At 71.9% G+C, this 16,123-nt stretch carries 13 protein-coding genes; 5 read left to right on the top strand and 8 right to left on the bottom strand.

Annotation, left to right across the window (positions count from 1 at the left end; all coding sequences use genetic code 11):
• The 3 genes from tgt to Q9Q40_11010 all read left to right on the top strand — a co-directional run bounded on the left by tgt (window position 1) and on the right by Q9Q40_11010 (window position 3,461).
• Window positions 1–1,128: a tRNA guanosine(34) transglycosylase Tgt gene (tgt, locus tag Q9Q40_11020; protein MDQ7007755.1), complete on the top strand. Its 1,128-nt coding sequence runs from the start codon at window positions 1–3 to the stop codon at window positions 1,126–1,128.
• Window positions 1,125–2,123, top strand: a complete 999-nt coding sequence (locus tag Q9Q40_11015) for a hypothetical protein (GenBank protein ID MDQ7007754.1) — start codon at window positions 1,125–1,127, stop codon at window positions 2,121–2,123. The genes tgt and Q9Q40_11015 overlap by 4 nt, the downstream gene beginning before the upstream one ends.
• A 69-nt stretch (window positions 2,124–2,192) precedes the next feature.
• Entirely contained in the window at window positions 2,193–3,461 is a 1,269-nt protein-coding gene (locus Q9Q40_11010; protein MDQ7007753.1) for a HEAT repeat domain-containing protein, read from the top strand.
• Between the two features lie 15 nt (window positions 3,462–3,476).
• Here the strand turns inward: Q9Q40_11010 and Q9Q40_11005 are convergent, their stop codons facing one another.
• The 8 genes from Q9Q40_11005 to pseB are packed head-to-tail and all read right to left on the bottom strand — an operon-like array spanning window position 3,477 to window position 12,775.
• Entirely contained in the window at window positions 3,477–4,439 is a 963-nt protein-coding gene (locus tag Q9Q40_11005; GenBank protein MDQ7007752.1) for a glycosyltransferase, read from the bottom strand.
• Window positions 4,436–6,127 (bottom strand): hypothetical protein, encoded by a 1,692-nt coding sequence (locus Q9Q40_11000; protein MDQ7007751.1) that lies wholly within the window; start codon window positions 6,125–6,127, stop codon window positions 4,436–4,438. The genes Q9Q40_11005 and Q9Q40_11000 overlap by 4 nt, the downstream gene beginning before the upstream one ends.
• Complete coding sequence (locus Q9Q40_10995) at window positions 6,124–7,788, bottom strand: WbqC family protein (protein MDQ7007750.1); 1,665 nt, start codon at window positions 7,786–7,788, stop codon at window positions 6,124–6,126. The genes Q9Q40_11000 and Q9Q40_10995 overlap by 4 nt, the downstream gene beginning before the upstream one ends.
• On the bottom strand, window positions 7,785–8,831 hold the full coding sequence (locus tag Q9Q40_10990) for an N-acetylneuraminate synthase family protein (protein MDQ7007749.1): 1,047 nt from the start codon (window positions 8,829–8,831) through the stop codon (window positions 7,785–7,787). Before Q9Q40_10990 ends, Q9Q40_10995 begins: the two co-directional genes overlap by 4 nt.
• Window positions 8,828–9,856 (bottom strand): hypothetical protein, encoded by a 1,029-nt coding sequence (locus Q9Q40_10985; GenBank protein MDQ7007748.1) that lies wholly within the window; start codon window positions 9,854–9,856, stop codon window positions 8,828–8,830. The genes Q9Q40_10990 and Q9Q40_10985 overlap by 4 nt, the downstream gene beginning before the upstream one ends.
• Window positions 9,853–10,596: a glycosyltransferase family protein gene (locus tag Q9Q40_10980; GenBank protein ID MDQ7007747.1), complete on the bottom strand. Its 744-nt coding sequence runs from the start codon at window positions 10,594–10,596 to the stop codon at window positions 9,853–9,855. Before Q9Q40_10980 ends, Q9Q40_10985 begins: the two co-directional genes overlap by 4 nt.
• Complete coding sequence (locus Q9Q40_10975) at window positions 10,593–11,780, bottom strand: aminotransferase class I/II-fold pyridoxal phosphate-dependent enzyme (GenBank protein ID MDQ7007746.1); 1,188 nt, start codon at window positions 11,778–11,780, stop codon at window positions 10,593–10,595. Before Q9Q40_10975 ends, Q9Q40_10980 begins: the two co-directional genes overlap by 4 nt.
• 11 nt (window positions 11,781–11,791) lie before the next feature.
• On the bottom strand, window positions 11,792–12,775 hold the full coding sequence (pseB, locus tag Q9Q40_10970) for a UDP-N-acetylglucosamine 4,6-dehydratase (inverting) (GenBank protein ID MDQ7007745.1): 984 nt from the start codon (window positions 12,773–12,775) through the stop codon (window positions 11,792–11,794).
• A 159-nt stretch (window positions 12,776–12,934) separates the two neighbouring features.
• On the opposite strand from pseB, the gene Q9Q40_10965 reads away from it, so the two are divergent.
• Both Q9Q40_10965 and Q9Q40_10960 read left to right on the top strand, forming a co-directional pair.
• Window positions 12,935–15,094, top strand: a complete 2,160-nt coding sequence (locus tag Q9Q40_10965) for a methyltransferase domain-containing protein (GenBank protein ID MDQ7007744.1) — start codon at window positions 12,935–12,937, stop codon at window positions 15,092–15,094.
• Window positions 15,095–15,375: 281 nt separating this feature from the next.
• Window positions 15,376–16,116, top strand: coding sequence for a PepSY domain-containing protein (locus tag Q9Q40_10960; protein ID MDQ7007743.1), 741 nt, complete (start codon window positions 15,376–15,378; stop codon window positions 16,114–16,116).
• Window positions 16,117–16,123: the final 7 nt, after the last annotated feature.

The following is a 16,123-nucleotide window of genomic DNA, read 5'->3' as shown; positions in this document are numbered from 1 at the left end:
ATGCCTGATACCGCTCCTCTCACCTTCGAGTCTCTGGCGACCGACGGGCATGCCCGTACCGGGCGCCTGCACACCCGCCGCGGGACGGTGCAGACTCCCGTCTTCATGCCCGTGGGAACGGCGGGTTCGGTCAAGGGGCTCTTCCCCTGGCAGGTGGAAGAGTTGGGCGCGGAGATCATCCTGGCCAACACCTATCACCTGCATCTGCGACCCGGGGAACAGACCGTCGGTCGTCTGGGCGGACTGCATCGCCTGGCCGGTTGGAGGCGGCCGATTCTCACCGACTCGGGGGGCTACCAGGTCTTCTCCCACGGCGAGCGATGCCGCCTCGATGACGACGGTGTGACCTTCCGGGACCACATCGAGGGCAGCGAACGCCGGCTGACCCCCGAGCGCTCGATCGAGATCCAGCAAGCTCTCGGTGCAGACATCATGATGGCCCTCGACGACTGTACCGGGCAGCCCACCGACCGGGACGCCGCGGCGGCGGCCCTCCGCCGGACCTCGCTCTGGTTGCCGCGGAACAAGGCGGCCCGCACGGATGCCACCGCGGCGCTCTTCGGCATCGTCCAGGGAGGCGTCTTCGAGGACCTGCGGCGGGAGAGCCTGGAGCGCACCGTGGCCGAGGGCTTCGACGGTTACGCGTTGGGGGGCGTGAGCGTGGGGGAGGGCAGGGAGGAAGTGCAGCGGATCGTCGCCCTGATGGGCCCCCGGCTGCCTCGGACGGCCCCGCGCTACCTGATGGGCATGGGCCGCCCGCAGGACATTCTCGACGCGGTGGCCGCGGGTTTCGACATGTTCGACTGCGTCATACCGACTCGCCACGGGCGCAATGCCCAGGTTTTCACCCGCCGCGGCATCCTCAACATGCGCAACGCGCGGCACAGGGAAGACCCGCGGCCGATCGACGACTCCTGCACCTGCCGGGTTTGCCGGAACTTCTCGCGGGCCTACCTGCGGCATCTCTACGTGGCGGGGGAGATGCTCGGCCCCCTCGCCGGGACCTGGCATAATTTGCATTTTTATCTCGAGTTGATGGCGGAAATCCGCGAGGCGATCGCCGCCGGGACTTTCTCGGATCTGCGCGCACGACGCTTGCGGTGGATCGCCGAGGGAGAGCCCGCGTGAAAGCTCTGCCCCGGCCCTCCGGCGACGTGGTGCTCGTCGCCGACGTGCACATCGGCCCGGACGACCCGGGACTGGACGACTTCCTGGCTTTCCTGCGGGAGCGGGCGGAGGACACGGGCGTCCTCGTGTTGCTGGGGGACATCTTCACGCTCTGGCTGGGACGGCCCAAGTTCACGGCAAGCCATCACCACGCGGTGCTCGACGTTTGTCGGGAGCTGCGATCGGAGGGGGTCGAGGTGGTCTTCGTCGAGGGCAACCGGGAGTTTTCCGTCGGCGCCTGGGAAGGGGACGCCTTCGACCGGGTCTCCGACCGCCATGCGGTGGAGTGCTGGGCGGACCGGCGCTGGTACCTGGCTCACGGGGATCTGCTCGACCGGCGGGACCGGGCCAACCGGCTGTTCCGGGCGGTGGTCCGTTCGGCTCCGGTGCAGGGGGCCTTCGGCCTGCTCACGCCCCGCGCCGGAGCCCGCCTGGCCGCGCGCATCGAACGCTCGTTGCGTCACCGCAACCTGGCCCACAAGACTTCGATTCCTCCCGAACGTTTCGCCGGCTATGCCCGCTGGTTGGCACGCCAGGGCTTCGACGCGGGAGTCATCGGTCACCTCCACGTGGAGATGGCGCACCAGCTGGTGGGGGACGACGGTCGGGTCCGCTGGCTCTACGTGCTGCCCGACTGGCGTTCGGGACACCGCTATCTGCGTATCCCGCCCACGGCCGAGCCCCGCTTCGAGGCCTGGCGCGACGCGCCACCGCCGGCCCCCGCCGTGGTGGAGGTGCGGCGCCTGGAGGGGGGACGGGTGGCGCTGACCCTCGACGGGCCCACGGGCTGCGGGGAGGGTGAGCGGATCGTGGTGGATTCGGGCCACGGTCCCGGCGGCCGCGCGGGGCGGGTTTGCGCGAGCGAGGCGGAGTCCCGGCGACTCGTGGTGGAACTCGAGCCCGGCCCTCCCTTGCAGGTGGGCGACCGCCTGCTGCGCCCCGGGGCGGGCGGGTAGGCCCGCCGGGGCCGGTTCATGCTAACCTTTTTGTTCGCCCGCTCGGCTTTCCGTCAAGGAGATGCGATCGTGTCCAGAAAGCTTTCCGCAGCGCTGGTCCTGTCCGTTTTTGCAGCCCTCCTGCTGGCCGTTTCCTGCGGTGGCAGTGGTCCCCAGGAGCCCGAGTCCGTCGTCGAGGCGCGGAAGCTGCTCGACGATGCCTGGACGACCCTCGGTCCCTCCGGCAAGGAACTGGTCCTGCGTTCCCTGGTCCAGGCTCCCGACCTGCCCTTCGCGGTGGGCAAGGAGGAAGCCGTGTTCGATTTCGGCTCGGACCAGCAGCGCCTCGACCTGGTGCGGGTGCTGGCGGAGTGGGATACCGAGCGCGTGATTCCCGTCTTCAAGAAGCTGCTCGAGGACAAGTCCGAGCTGATTCAGATTTTCGCCGCCCGGGTGCTGGCCGAGCGCGGAGACGGGAGCGGCCGGCAGATCCTGGCCGATCACGTACGTGCCGCGGATGGCGCCCTGCATCCGGAAAACTGCGGGCTGCTGGCGAAGCTGGGGGACGACGTCTGTTTCGAGCCGGCCAGGAAAGAGCTCACGAGCAAGGACGCGACGCGGAGTGCCGCGGCGGCGGCCACCCTCGGCGAGATCGGGGGTCCGGAGGCGGCGCGGGTGTTGCGCGGCCGGCTGGCCAAGCTTCACGGCGATCGGCGGACGCCGGCGATCACGGCCCTGAGCCTGATCAGCGAGGAGCCCGACGACGTACCCCTCGTGTTGAGTTTCTTCCGTTACAAAGAGAACGTTCTGGCTGTGATCGACGCCCTCGGTGAGATGGGCGGCGAGAAGGCCGTCGCCAAGCTGCGCAAAACGCTCGCGGTGAAGGATCCGCTGGCCAGTGCCCATGCGGCGGCGGCCCTGGTGCGGCTGGGTCAGATCGACGACGAGGTCAAGGCGGCGATCACCGCCGCGGCCGGCAGTTCGAGCGTCAGGATCCGCTACGACGTGGTGAGCCTGTTGGCCCTCGCACCGCCTTCGCCGGAGGTGGCCGGGCTGATCGCTCTCTTCCTGCGGGACGAAGAGCCCAAGGTGGTGCTCCAGGCCCTGCGCGGACTCGAGCCCCAGGTCACCGAGGCCCAGTGGGAGGACGTGCTGGCGGCGTGGGAAAACACCAAGACAGCGACGGAAGGCGCCGGCTACGAGGCGTCGATGGCGGCCATCGCCGTCATCGGTCGCAGTCCCGGCACCGCGCCCGACGAGTTCCTGCCCACGCTCTTCGAGATGGACTGGAACCACGTGGTCCAGGCCACCGTGGCCCTCGTCGCCCGCTACGAGCGTCGGCACCCGGCGGCCGCGTAACGACGCGCAAGGCGTTCAGAGGCGGTGGTCGGGCCAGCCCCGGGCGGAAGCCGAGGCGATGGCCCGGATCACGGGGTCCGGCGCGGGGGGCAGGCCGCGGGACCGGGCGCGGGCGGCGGTCCGGCGCGCCAGGGCGGCGGGGGTGGCCCAGGCGGCCGGGCGGCCGCGCAGCAGCGCGGCGACCCAGCGAAGCGCCGTCCAGCCGGCCGCTGCGGCCGGTTCCAGGTGGGCCCAGCTGACCAGCAGGCGATTGCGCTCGTAGATCCGGCGAACCTGCTGCGTCGTGAAGTGGGAGCCGATGGTTCGGGCATGGTCGTGGAGAGCCCGGGCATCGCCGATCTGCACCGAGGCCAGTCCCCGGCGCCAGGCCCGTAGCCCCAGTTCCGCGTCTTCCCAGTAGAAAGGGCCCAGGGCTTCCCAGAAGCCGCCCAGCTCGAGGAAGGTCTGCCGGCGGCAGACCATCGCCCCACCGCAGGGGTAGGCGACGGGCTGGCTCTCGCCGGCGGCCGGGGGCGGGTCGTCACTCTGCAGGACATCGAGCAGGCCCCGGCGCAGGCGCAGGCGGGTGCCGGATTCCACCCGGCCGGTGGCCTGGTTGTCGATCACCGGGGTGGCGGCGAAGAGCTCGGCGTCGTTCTCCACCGCCGCGGCGAGGACTTCGAGACAGTCCGCGTCGAGGTGCATGTCCGAGTTGACGAAGGCCAGCAGACGCCCCCGGGCCGCCCGCGCCCCCGCATTGCAGGTGGCGGCGAAGCCGCGATGCCGGTCCAGGGGGAGCCAGCGGGCGGGAGGGCCCACCCCGGTGACCACCTGCTCGCTGCGGTCGCCGGGAAGCGTCGTGGCGTCGTCCACCACCAGCACTTCGGCACCGCCGGCCAGCTTCCGGGCCTGGCGGGCCAGTCCCGGCAGCCCCCGGGAGAGGAGCCGGCCCCCGTTCCAGGTGGGGACGATGACACTCACTCGCGGGGGCGCGCTCACGGGCGACTCCACCGGGCCAGGGCATGGGCAGGGGGCTCGGCGGCGGCGATCTGATCGTTCAGCACCGCCGCGCTCCCGCCGGGGTGCGGGTTCTCGAGCCACGAGGCGAGTTGCTCGAGGCTGCGGGCCACCGGCAGCCCTTTCTGTTCGAATTCCGGATAGGGGGCCGGCCGCCCCGGCGGATGCCAGACCAGGAAGGCGCGTCCGGCGGCGAGCATCTCCAGCCCCAAGGTGTCGCCTTCGCCCAGGTAGGCCTCCGTGGCGGCCGCCAGGCGCGCCGTGTCGGTGTCGGCGGGCACCATGATCGCTCCATGGCTGCGGCAGATGCCCCGCGCCTGCTCCAGCCGCGCGGCCCCATCGACCCGGCGCAGGCGTGGGTGAGGTTTGACCACCAGGCCCCAGGACGGGCAACGGGACACCGTCGCCGCGATGGCCTCCAGCCCCAGCAGAGGGTCGTCCTCTTCGGCGGCGATGCAATGGGGAGCGCTGTTCTGCAGGCCCGTCAGCAGCCAGCGGCGATCCTCGCTCAGCTGCAGCCGGCGGCGCTCGGCCGCGGCGTCGAGGTGGCGCACCCGCTGCAGCCAGCGCTCCAGGTAGGGATCGCCCACTTCGGCGATGTGCTCTTCGTCGAAACCCTGGGCGATGAACCAGCGACGCCCGGCCGGGCCCCAGGCCAGCACCGGGCCCGCAGGCAGCAGGCCTCCCTGGCCGAGGAAGGACATGGCCCCGTCCTGGCTGGTGACGTAGGCGACGCCCTCGGCCCGGCAGGCGTAGGCCAGGGCTCGCAGGTCGCCGGCCCAGGGAGGCGGTCCCAGAACCAGGGAGGGCCGGTTTTCCCGCAACAGGCGTCGCCAGGTGCGGTGGTCGGCGACGAAACGCGCCAGGTCCGGCGGGGTCCGTCGCAGCCAGGCCTCGAGGCAGCGGCCCGCCGGCAGGGTTCGGGGCCAGGGAGATGGCATCGCGAAGGGATGGGTCGCCAGGCGCTGGAGGCCGCGCTCCCACGCCGCCGCAAGATCGGCGAGGGTGGCCGGATCGGGAGCGTCGATGCCGGGCAGGTAGCGGTTCTCCTCGCCGGGAAACCAGCGGTGAAGAGCCAGCCCTCCCGCTTCCAGCTCTTGGCATAGAGCCTGGCCGCGGGTGGTGACCATGGCCCAGACGCCTCCCTCAGCGGAAGGGGCCGCCCCGGCCGGCTGGGGCCCGGGCGCCGAGCGGCCGCGCCCCTGCCGCAGAGCGGCGACGAGACGCCGGGAAACAGGCGGCCGGTCGTCACCCAGCGACAGCTCGAAAAGGCCCTCCGTCTGCTGCCGGACCAGTTCCACGGCCACGTCCAGGCCCGGCCAACTGCGGGCGGCGAGGATCCGGCCCCGAAAGCCGGTGATCGCCACGACCCGCTCGAACAACAGCAGGGTCTTGAGGCTGCCCAGCAGCCGCACCAACTCGGCACCGACCAGGGCCTCCACCGCCTCGCGGTCCTCGCCGCAGGCGCCGATCCACGCGCGCAATCCCGCCACCGCGGCCCGGGAGAGGGCGTCGAGGGCCGCCGGGTCGGCCACTTCCTCCCGGTGGATCACCCGGACCCCCGGGGGGGCATCCGGCGCGGCGCGGCCCGGGGCCAGCAGCAGGTCTCCCGGGCGGGCCCGGCGGACCAGGGTGCCTCCCGAGCGGCGGGGCAGCAGCAGGCGGCTCATCTCGCCCCGTCCTCCCGCCCGGCCTCGGCGGCGAGGGTGCTCCACTCCACCATCGCTCCCTGCCCGCGCACGATCAGCCGCCGCGTGGCGTCGGGGCCGAGCTGGAAGAGAGCGTCGAGTAACGAGAGATAGGGCACGAAGCCCGTCACCCCGCGTTGGGGGTAGGGTCGCGGCTGGAAATCCTGGAAGAGGGTCGTCACCCCCGCGAGGGGAAAGACGCCGTCCTCGAGCATGTAGCCGGCCGAACCGCGGGCGGCGAGGTAGGTGCGGGCACCGGTCGCTTCGAGCAGGGAGGCGATGCGGGCCGAACGCCGGCCGCCGCCTCCCAGTTCCGAGGAGCGCGCGACGGGGGTGTCGATGCCCAACAGGCGGGCGCAGTGGACGATCAGCGCCTCGTTCATCGCCGCCAGGTGGGGCCAGGGTTCTTCGATCCATGTCTCGATCCAGCGGAAAAGGGAATCGAAGAAAGGAGCCGTGGCGTAGGCGTGCCGGATCGACTCGAGCATCTTGCGTCGGGTGGCGGCGTCGGGAGTGGCCCGCACCTGGTCGAGGGCGGGGCGGCCGGCGCCTGTGTGCTCCACCGGGAGGGTGAGCCAGCCCCAGCGCCCACCGCCCTTGAGCAGGCGGTTGCGCTGGTGATAGGAGCGACGGGAGAACTGGAAGTCGTCGAGGAAGACGAAGAGATCGGCCTGGGCCATCAGGGCGAAGTAGCCCTGCCAGGGGAGGAAGGTGGGCTGCATCATCGCCACCCGGGGGCGGGGCGCGGTGGCCAGGGGCGGGGCCAGGCAGGTTCCCAGGGGCAGCCGGGCGCCTCCCCAGCGGATCAGCCGCAGGGCGCTGCGGCTCCCGGCGCTCACCAGGGGATGCTCACCGGCTTCGAGCACCATCCCCGGTGTAGCCGGCTCGTCCAGCGGTTCGGCGTGGGCTTCGTGGATGACCACATCGTTCCCGGGGGCGATCGGTGCGCGCACCCACCCGCGCCAGCCCAGGGCGCGCACCCGGCGCTCGATGCTTTCAGCGTGGTGGTCCCAGTCGATCTTCCCCGCGGCCGGCTTCAGCGGCGGACGAGCCGGTGCGGCGGCGGCCTGCTCAATGCGGGGCCAGTTCTCGTAGGGTTCGGCGAGCTGCTGTTCGAGCAGGTCGGCCGCGGTGCGGTGGAAGCGCTCGTAGACCTGTTCGTAGGTGTCGTGCTCGCCGATGGCAAAGCGCCGACGGGCGACGATGGGGCCGGTGTCCACCCCCTCGCTCATCCAGTGCAGGCTGGCGCCGGCCTGGCGGCGGCCGTCGAGAATCTGCTCCTCGAGGGGGCAACCGCCACGGTACTCGGGAAGCCACGAGCCGTGGACGTTGAGCACGCCGAGCCGGGGTGCGTCGAGGATCCAGCGCGGGAGGATCTGGCCGAAGGCGCCCACCACCACCAGGTCCACTCCGGCGTCCAGCCACGCCCGCAGCTTTTTCGAAGTCCTGATGCCGCGGGCATCCCAGGTCGCCAGCCCCAGGCGCTCGCAGGCTTGCTTCATGGCCGCCGTGCGCGACCGCTGGGGCTCGATGCCGGCGGCCAGCAGCTCCGTGCGCGGGTTGCGGGCGAGCACCTCGGCCACCCTCCAGAGGTAGCCGAGGAACAGGCAGCGCCAGGGCGGCTGAGCGGCCGGCTGGTTCACGCCAGGTCTTCCTCCGTGATGGGGGACTCGGCGGGCAGGTCCCGGGCGGCGCGGGCGGTCAGCACGCGTTCGAGATGCTCCGGCTCGAGGCCCGGGTCGAGCACACCGCGCCGCAGCGCGGCCACGTTGTCCGGGGTGAAGGACTCGCCGGCGCGCACCGGCCGGGTGGTGAACAGGCAGCGCCGGCTGAACGAGCGCAGTTCGTGCTCGACTTCCAGCACCTCCTTACGGCCGTCGCCCAGCGCGGCTTCCACTTCGCGTACCCGGCGGACCAGCAGGGCCAACTCGTCGGGCTCGACGGCGAAGGCGTGGTCGGGTCCGGGCAGGCGGTTTGAAAGCGTGAAGTGCTTTTCGATGATCGAGGCGCCGAGGGCCACGGCTGTCATCGGGCCCAACACCGGGTCGCGGCTGTGGTCGGACAGGCCCGTGGGTTGAGCGAATGTCTCGCGCAGAGTGACCAGGGCACGGACGTTGAGAGCCTCGATGGGAGTGGGGTAACGCGCCGTGCACTGGAGCAGGGCCAGCTCGGTGTTGCCGGTGGCCAGAAAGGCCTGCACCGAGCGGCGCACCTCGTCGAGGCGGGCGGTGCCCGTGGAGAGGATCACCGGTTTGCCCTTGGCGGCCACGTGGCGCAGCAGGGGCAGGTGGGTCATCTCGTAGGAGGCGATCTTGAACAATTCCACGTACGGGTCCAGCAGGTCCGCCGCGCCCTCGTCGAAGACCGCTCCGAAGAAGACCAGCCCCTTGTCCCGGGCGTGGGCCGACAGTTCACCGAGCCACTCGGGAGGTAATTCCATTTCTTCGATGATCTCGTAGATCGAACGGGGCAGGCCGAGGTATTCGCTGCGTCCCGCGCTGCGGGGATAGAGTCGCGCTGCGGTGAAGAGCTGGAACTTCACCGCGTCGGCCCGGGCTTCGGCGGCGGCATCGATCAGGGCATGGGCCTGGGCCAGGTTGCCGTTGTGATTCGAGCCGGCCTCGGCGACGATGAAGCAGGGGTGGCCGGGACCGATCTTCCGGCCGGCCACGTCGAGGATCTTCATGGGCGGGTCTCCTGCTGCCGGGTGGCTGCGAGCAGCTTGCGGGCCGCCCGCTCGGCGCCGCGGCCGTCGACGATTTCCGCGGCGCGAGCGGCCAGCGCTTCTCTTTTCGCCGGGTGGTCGATCAGGGAACGGATCGTCCGGCCCAGGGCCGGGGGATCGGCCTGTTTCCACCAGCCGGCGAGCACGGCGGCGCCGGCCGTGGCGAAGGCCTGGGCGTCGGCCACCTGGTTGTCGGCCAGGATGCCCAGCACCATCGGGCAACCGCAGCGGGCCGCCTCGAAGCGCACCCCTCCGGCGGCCAACAGGGCCAGGTCGGCGGTGAGCAGTTCGTCCACCAGGCTGGGGCGGGGCTCGAGCCAGTGAATTTCCATCCCGGAGGTGGGAGGCGGGGCCTGGGGGCTGACACGGTCATGGGGGTTGCCGATCACCCGCACCTCGATCGCCGACCCGCTGGCGGCCAGCGCGCGGGTCAGGCGGGGGACGAGGGCGGCGGTGGCCGAACCGCCCAGGCAAACCAGCACCCGCGGCCGGCCGCCCGCCGGGCCTCGGGGCCCGGGCCGGCGGAATTCTTTCCGCAACAGGGCATAGCGCGGGCCGATCAGGCGCAGGGGAGTCGCATCATAGCGGCCGGGGTCGGCCGAGAGGTTGGGATCGATGACCACGTCGGCGCCCAGGTTCTCACCGTGGTCGCAGATCATCGTCACCAGCGTCCCCCTGGCGGCCAACGGTTCGATCGCCTCGGCGCCGAAGGCGTAACCGTCGAGCACCACCGCCCGGGGCACCGTGCCGACGGCTTCGACGAGGAGTTGGGTGCTGACCCGGCCGGGGGCCAGGCCCGGGACTTCCAGCAGTTCCACGTCGCGATCGGCGATCATGCGCCGCCAGGCATCCGGCAGCGGAGGGGTGAGCAGCAGGGCCCGGGCGCCGCAGCCCACCAGCCCTTCACCCAGGGCCAGACTGCGGACCAGATGCCCCGCGCCGATATGCTCTCCGGCATCGCAGCGCAGCACCACCGGGGCGGTCATGGGGCGGCTCCCTTCTGGCGCACGTGGGCGTTGATGCGGAGCAGTTCCGGTCGGCGCTCGAGGAGTTCGAGGATGCGGCGCCAGCCGAAGGGCTTGCCCGAAGGCCGGTCCAGGGCCTGGTAGACCTCCCTGACGAAAGCCAGGTCTTCGGGGGTGTCGACCGTCCAGCGCAGGCGGGAATGATCCTCCGCGCTCTCCAGGCCGCGGATGACGTAGCCCTCGGGGCGGGCGTAGATCGGGGCGGTGACGTGCTCGCGCAGGGTGGGATCGGTGCACGCCGAGGCGGCCCTTTCGAGGGCGGCGCGGGCGATCACCTCCGTGTCCAGGCCCCGCGGCCAGCGGCGCGGCCGGGTGTTGCAGGCCAGGTCGGCACGGCCGGGCCGGCGGAAAAAAAGCGCGACGGTGCGGTCCACCAGCTCCGGGTCGATCAGGGGGCAGTCGCTGGTGACGCGCACGATGGGGTCGGCGTCCGTGGCGGCGGCGGCCAGCAGGTAGCGGCCGAGGACGTCGTCTTCGCTGCCGCGGCAGACCTCGACGCCGGCCCGCCGGGCGACGGCGGCCAGCGGTTCGTTGTCCGGGGTGTCGGGGATGGCGACGGCCAGGGCGTCCAGGCGCCGGCAGCGGGCCAGGCGTTCGAGCACCCGTGCGAGCATCGGCCGTGCCCCGATGGGCTCGAGGGCCTTGCCCGGCAGCCGGGTCGAGCCCATCCGGGCCTGGACGATGGCGACGGTGCGGCTCAAGAGCCCCCTCCGGCGGTTTCGGCGGTGTCGAGAGCATGGATCAGGGCGTCGCAGACCCGCCCCACCTGGGCATCGGTGAGATCCGGGTAGAGGGGCAGGGAGAGGGTGCCCGCCGCATGACGCGCGGCTACGGGGCAGGACTCCGGGGTATGCCCCAGCCGGCGATAGTAGGGATGGGAGGAAACCAGTGGGTAGTGCACCTGGGCGCCGATGCGCCGGGCCCGGAGGAGGTCGTAGACCCTGTCGCGGTGGGGGACCCGCACGGCCAGCAGGTGCCATGCCGAGCGGGCCTCGGGGACCTCGGCCTGGAGGCGGATGCGCCGGTCGCCTTCGAGGCGCTCCCGGTAGAGGGCGGCGAGGCGGCGACGGCGCTCGACGAAGCCCGGCAGGCGGGAGAGTTGCACCCGGCCCAGGGCGCACTGGATGTCCGTGACGCGGTAGTTGAAGCCCAGGTGCTGCATCTCGTGGTACCAGCCGGGTCCGCGGCGCTCGAGGTGGGCGGGATCGCGGACGATGCCGTGGTGGCGCAGCTCGCGTACCCGGCGCGCCACGTCCTCGCGGCCGGTGAGCACCGCGCCACCCTCACCGGTGGTGATGGGCTTGACCGGGTGGAAGGAGAGCACCGTGGCGTCGGCCGGAGAGTCACCCACCTCCCGCCAGCGTCCCCGGCCGTCGCGCCAGCGGGCGCCGAGGGCGTGGCAGGCGTCCTCGATCACCCACCAGCCCCGCTGGTGGGCCAGGTCGACCAGGCGTTCGGCGTCTGCCGGCAGGCCCGCGAAGTGTACCGGCAGCAGGCCCCGCACCTTCTCGCCCGCGGCCTCGGCAACGGTGGTGACCGCCTCGGGATCGAGGGTCCAGGTGTCGTCCCGGATGTCGGCGAAAAGGGGTCGTGCGCGGCAGTAGAGTACGGCGTTGGAGGTGGCGGCGAAGGTCAGCGGAGTGGTGATCGCGGCGTCGCCCTCGCCGAGACCCAGGGCCAGGCAGGCCAGGTGCAGGGCGGCGGTGCCGCTGGAGACGGCCACGGCGTGGCGGGCACCGGTCAGGTCGCAAAGGGCCTTTTCGAAGGCCTCGATCTCGGGTCCCTGGGTCAGCCAGTCGCTCCGCAGGACCCGTGTGACCGCCCGGATTTCCTCCTCGCCCAGACTCTGCCGGCCGTAGGGCAGGAACTCGATTTCATCGCGCATGTTTCACGAACTCACTCGAGGCCATCGGCGATCTCCCGCAGTTCCTCCTCGCTCAGCCAGCGGTCGTTGGTGTCGGAGGAGTAGGAAAAGCCCTCCGGGCAGGGCTTACCGCCCCGGCCGAGCAGGTCCTTCTCGGCCTGCCACCAGGGGAAGAGGGGCTGAATGACGAAGTGGTCGTCGAATTCGAGGGTCGCGCGGGCGTCATCGACGGGCACCATGGTCTCGTGGAGCTTCTCCCCGGGGCGGATGCCGGTGATCTCCCAGCGGCATTCCGGGGCCAGGGCCCGGGCCAGGTCGGTGATCCGCATCGACGGCAGCTTGGGCACGAACAGCTCGCCGCCCCGCATGGTCTCCAGGCAGTTCAGCACGAAGGCGACGCCTTCGGAAAGGGTGATCCAGAAGCGCGTCATGCGCTCGTCGGTGATGGGCAGCACGCCGGTTTTCTTGCGGGCGAGGAAGAAGGGGATCACCGAGCCCCGGGAGCCCACCACGTTACCGTAGCGCACCACGGAAAAACGCGGGGCGCCGCCGCCGGCGTAGGAATTGGCGGCGATGATCAGCTTGTCCTGGCAGAGCTTGCTCGCCCCGTAGAGGTTGATCGGGTTGGCGGCCTTGTCGGTGGACAGGGCGATGACCCGCTCGACACCGCAGTCGAGGGCCGCGTCGACCACGTTGGCGGCTCCCAGCACGTTGGTCTTGATCACCTCGAAGGGGTTGTATTCGGCGGCGGGCACCTGCTTGAGGGCGGCGGCGTGGATCACCACGTCGACCCCCTTCAAGGCCCGGCGCAGGCGGCCCGGATCCCGCACGTCGCCGAGGAAGAAGCGCAGGCGCGGGTCGCTCAACTCCTGCTGCATCTCGTACTGCTTGAGTTCGTCCCGGCTGAAGATGATCACCTTGGCCGGGTCGTGCTCTTCGAGCAGGGTCCGCGAGCAGCGCCGTCCGAAGGAACCGGTGCCGCCCGTGATGAGGACCGTCTTGCCGTTCAGCGACATGCCACACTCCTCTCCCGGCCTGGAAAGGCCAGGCACAGCGAGAACAAGAAGACTCTGGCGAGATATTCTGGTCCGCCACGGGAAAAGGCAACTGCGGGTGAACAGCCCCGGGTGCCGGAAGTCGTGGACAATGGGCTCGGGGAGGCTACCTTGGCCGGGATGGAGATTTACACGGACCTCGCCGCGGGCAGCCGCCTGCTCCGCTCGCCGGTCAGCGGCCGGCCCCTCGAACTGCGGCCCCTGGCGGCCGGGGGCGTGCTGGTCGAGCCCGGCCGACGCTGGCCCGTGGTGGCGGGCATCGCCTGCCTGCGGGAGACGCCGGGGGGCGAGCGGGTCCTCGCCGCGCTCGAGGCCGGTGACGAAGGGCTGGCGGCGGCTGTGCTGGCGGCGGAGGCGCTGGGGAGCCGGGTGGACCGGGTGCGGGAGAGGCTCGGACGCTGGCTGCTGCGACGGCCGCCGGGACATTCCCCGGCGGTGGAACGCAGCCGGCGGCGGCTGGCGGCGGGACGCGAGGGGGGCTTTGCCGGTGTGGTGAAACAGTTGTTCGGTCGGCCGCCGTGGCCGGTGCCGGCGACGGCGGAGTACTTCCTGCGGCGGCGGGCGGATCCGTCTTTCGCGGCGGCGGAAGCGCTGGCGGGCGCCATGCTGGCGGACTCGACCCCGGTGCTGGATGTGGGTTGCGGGGCGGGGCACCTGCTGTGCTCCCTGGCCGGGTGGGATCCCCGGGGCCGGTGCCTGCTGGTGGGGTTGGACGAGTTGTTTCCCGCGTTGCTGGCGGCCCGGGAGCTGCTGGGGCCCCGGGGCCTGTTGGTGTGGGGCGAGGCGGGATGCCTGCCCCTGGCCTCGGATGCCTTCGGGGGGCTGGCCTCGGTGGATGCCGTATTCGACTTCCCCAGAATGGCCTCGGCGGTGGCGGAGATGGAGCGGGTGCGGGCTTCCGGCGCTCCGGTGCTGCTCGCGCACCTGCACAACCGGCTGCGAGGACATCTCTACGAGGGGCGGACGCCCCTGAGCCCGGGGGAGTGGCTGGAGTTGCTGGAGCCTCTGGAGCCCGTGGCCCTGCTCGACGAGCGGGTGGTGCTGGGCTCGCTGCTGGGGGAAGGGGCGTGGCGACTGGATCCGAGCCGGGATGTGGAAGCGCTCGAGCCGGCCGCCGACCTGGTGGCGGTGGCGGGGGTGGAGCGGATCGCGGCGTCCGCGCCCCCGCGGCCCGCGAAGGTGGGGGCGTGGCGGCTCAACCCGGCGTATCGCGTGAAGGACGGGGAGGGCGCCGCCGGCGATGCGCTTCTGTTCCGCGGCCCCCAGCGCTACATCTCCGAGAAAGAGGAGGCCGGTGGGGTGGAAGGCTTCCTGCCCCGGGAGGTGGCGATCCCGGCGGCGGCCCTGGCCGCCCTGCCCGCGGTGGAACTGCCCGCCGCCGTTCCGCCAGCTCTCGTCGCCGCACGGGTGGTGCTGCCCCTGCCCCCGGGCCTCGGCGGCGATGAGCCGGCCGTGGTGGGCCCCGGCTGGCCGCCACCGGCCGACCCGCGTCCCCGCCGCGGCGGCCCCCTGCGCGCGCTGCGCGAAGCTCGCAGCCGCCTGCGGACCCCGAGCCTGGTGGCCCGACTCCGCGCCCGGGCCGCCGCAGCGCCCGAAGGGCGCCTGGGGATCCTCATGGGCCACCAGGTCACCCGGCGCCGTGGCCCCGATCCCCTCGACCTTCGCCTGCCCCTGGCCACCCTCCAGCGCCACGTGGAGACCCTGGGCCGGATCGGTGATTTCCTCGACCCCGTCGACGCTTTCGACAGGCTGAAAAACGGGAATCTTCCCCCCGGTCTCAGCTTCACCCTGACTTTCGATGACGGCACCGCTGACATGCTCGACATCCTCGCCCCCTGGCTCGAGAGAGCGGGTCTGCGTGCGGCTCTCTTCGTCACCGGCCCCTTCGCCGCCTGCTGCGGGCACTTCTACTGGGACCTTCAGCGCGCCGGCGGCCTGCGGGTGGATCCCGCGCTCCTCGCCGGTCACCCCTGCTTCGAGCTGGGCCACCACACCCACGCTCACCTGCCGCTCGAACCTCTTGGCGACGAGGCACTCGCCCGCCAGCTCGAACCTCTTCCCCACGTCAGCCGACCCTGGATCGCCTACCCCCTCGGCACGCCTGCCGCCGTCGGGCCTCGCGCCGTGGCGGCCGCGCGAGCTGCGGGATTCGAGATCGGCCTGACCACCACGCCGGGCCTGGCCACGGCCCGCCACGACCCCCTCCGCCACCCGCGCATGCCCCTCGTCGACGCTCCCACCAGCGGTCTTCTGCGTACCATCCTCTCGAGCCTGGTTTGAAAGGAGAGGGGGCGGGCCTGTTCGCCGGCGCGTTTCCGCCGGTCCCGTCTCGCGCCCGTCCGTGATGTGCGCGGATCTCCTCGAGACGAGGCGCTCAGCGCTGGATCGAGCCTCCATCGCTGACGGCGCCGGCCCGCCAGGGTGTCGGCGATCCCGCGCCGGGTGCCGCGGGAAAGTCAGCGGACCCGGTGCGGGCGGGGGCCGCGGGCGGTTCGCCCTTCGTCGCATCCGGTAGAATGCCCGCCGCCTGGTGATCGGAAGAGGGGCTGCGGAGGCGCGCCGTGGGACTGCGGAAATCGGCTTACGTTTTTCACCGCTGGGTCTCGCTGGCGGTTTGCTTGCAGCTCGTCGCGTGGAGTGCGGGAGGGCTGTTCTTCTCGCTGTTCCCGCTCGAGACGATCCGGGGGACAGCCGATGCGAGTCGGCACCAGCCCGCTCCCCTCGATTTGCGAGAGGGCATCGTCTCACCTCGGCAAGCCCTGGACGCCCTGGGCCGGGCGGCAAGGGCTTCGGCGCCCGTGACCGCCCTCTGTCTACACGGTGACGGGGACGGTTCTACGGTGTACCGGCTGCTCGATGCCGATCAGCGGGTACTGGGAGTGGTCGACGCCGTCAGCGGCGGGCTGCGGCCGCCGCTGGCGGCCGGTGAGGCGGCACGTATCGCGCAGCGGGATTTCTCGCCGTCGGCGGCGGTGACCTCCGTGGAGTGGATCGCCACCGACCCGCCGCTCGAGGTGCGTGGTCGCGCGTTACCCGTCTGGAAGGTGGCGCTGGATCATCCCCGCCGGCCCCACCTCTACATCGACGCCGTCAGTGGCGAGGTGGTTGCTCGCCGCAACCGGCTGTGGCGGATCTTCGATTTTTTCTGGATGCTTCACATCATGGACTACAGCCGGCGGGAGAACTTCCATCACCCGCTGTTGACCGCGGCCAGCGCCCTGGCGCTGCTTTCTTCCCTCAGCGGAATCGCGCTGTGGAGCTGGCGCCTGGGCTCGTTCCGCCGGCGCCGCAGGCGAGCCTAGCAGCCCC

Source organism: Acidobacteriota bacterium (assembly GCA_030949985.1).
Classification (GTDB): domain Bacteria; phylum Acidobacteriota; class Polarisedimenticolia; order J045; family J045; genus JALTMS01.
This window is presented reverse-complemented; position numbering and strand designations above follow the sequence as displayed.

Excerpts from the sequence above, each read along its gene's own strand:
- tgt (MDQ7007755.1), top strand. The coding sequence starts at position 1 with ATGCCTGATACCGCTCCTCTCACCTTCGAGTCTCTGGCGACCGACGGG.
- Q9Q40_11000 (MDQ7007751.1), bottom strand. The coding sequence starts at position 6,127 with ATGAGCCGCCTGCTGCTGCCCCGCCGCTCGGGAGGCACCCTGGTCCGC.
- Q9Q40_10990 (MDQ7007749.1), bottom strand. The coding sequence starts at position 8,831 with ATGAAGATCCTCGACGTGGCCGGCCGGAAGATCGGTCCCGGCCACCCC.
- Q9Q40_10985 (MDQ7007748.1), bottom strand. The coding sequence starts at position 9,856 with ATGACCGCCCCGGTGGTGCTGCGCTGCGATGCCGGAGAGCATATCGGC.
- Q9Q40_10975 (MDQ7007746.1), bottom strand. The coding sequence starts at position 11,780 with ATGCGCGATGAAATCGAGTTCCTGCCCTACGGCCGGCAGAGTCTGGGC.
- pseB (MDQ7007745.1), bottom strand. The coding sequence starts at position 12,775 with ATGTCGCTGAACGGCAAGACGGTCCTCATCACGGGCGGCACCGGTTCC.
- Q9Q40_10965 (MDQ7007744.1), top strand. The coding sequence starts at position 12,935 with ATGGAGATTTACACGGACCTCGCCGCGGGCAGCCGCCTGCTCCGCTCG.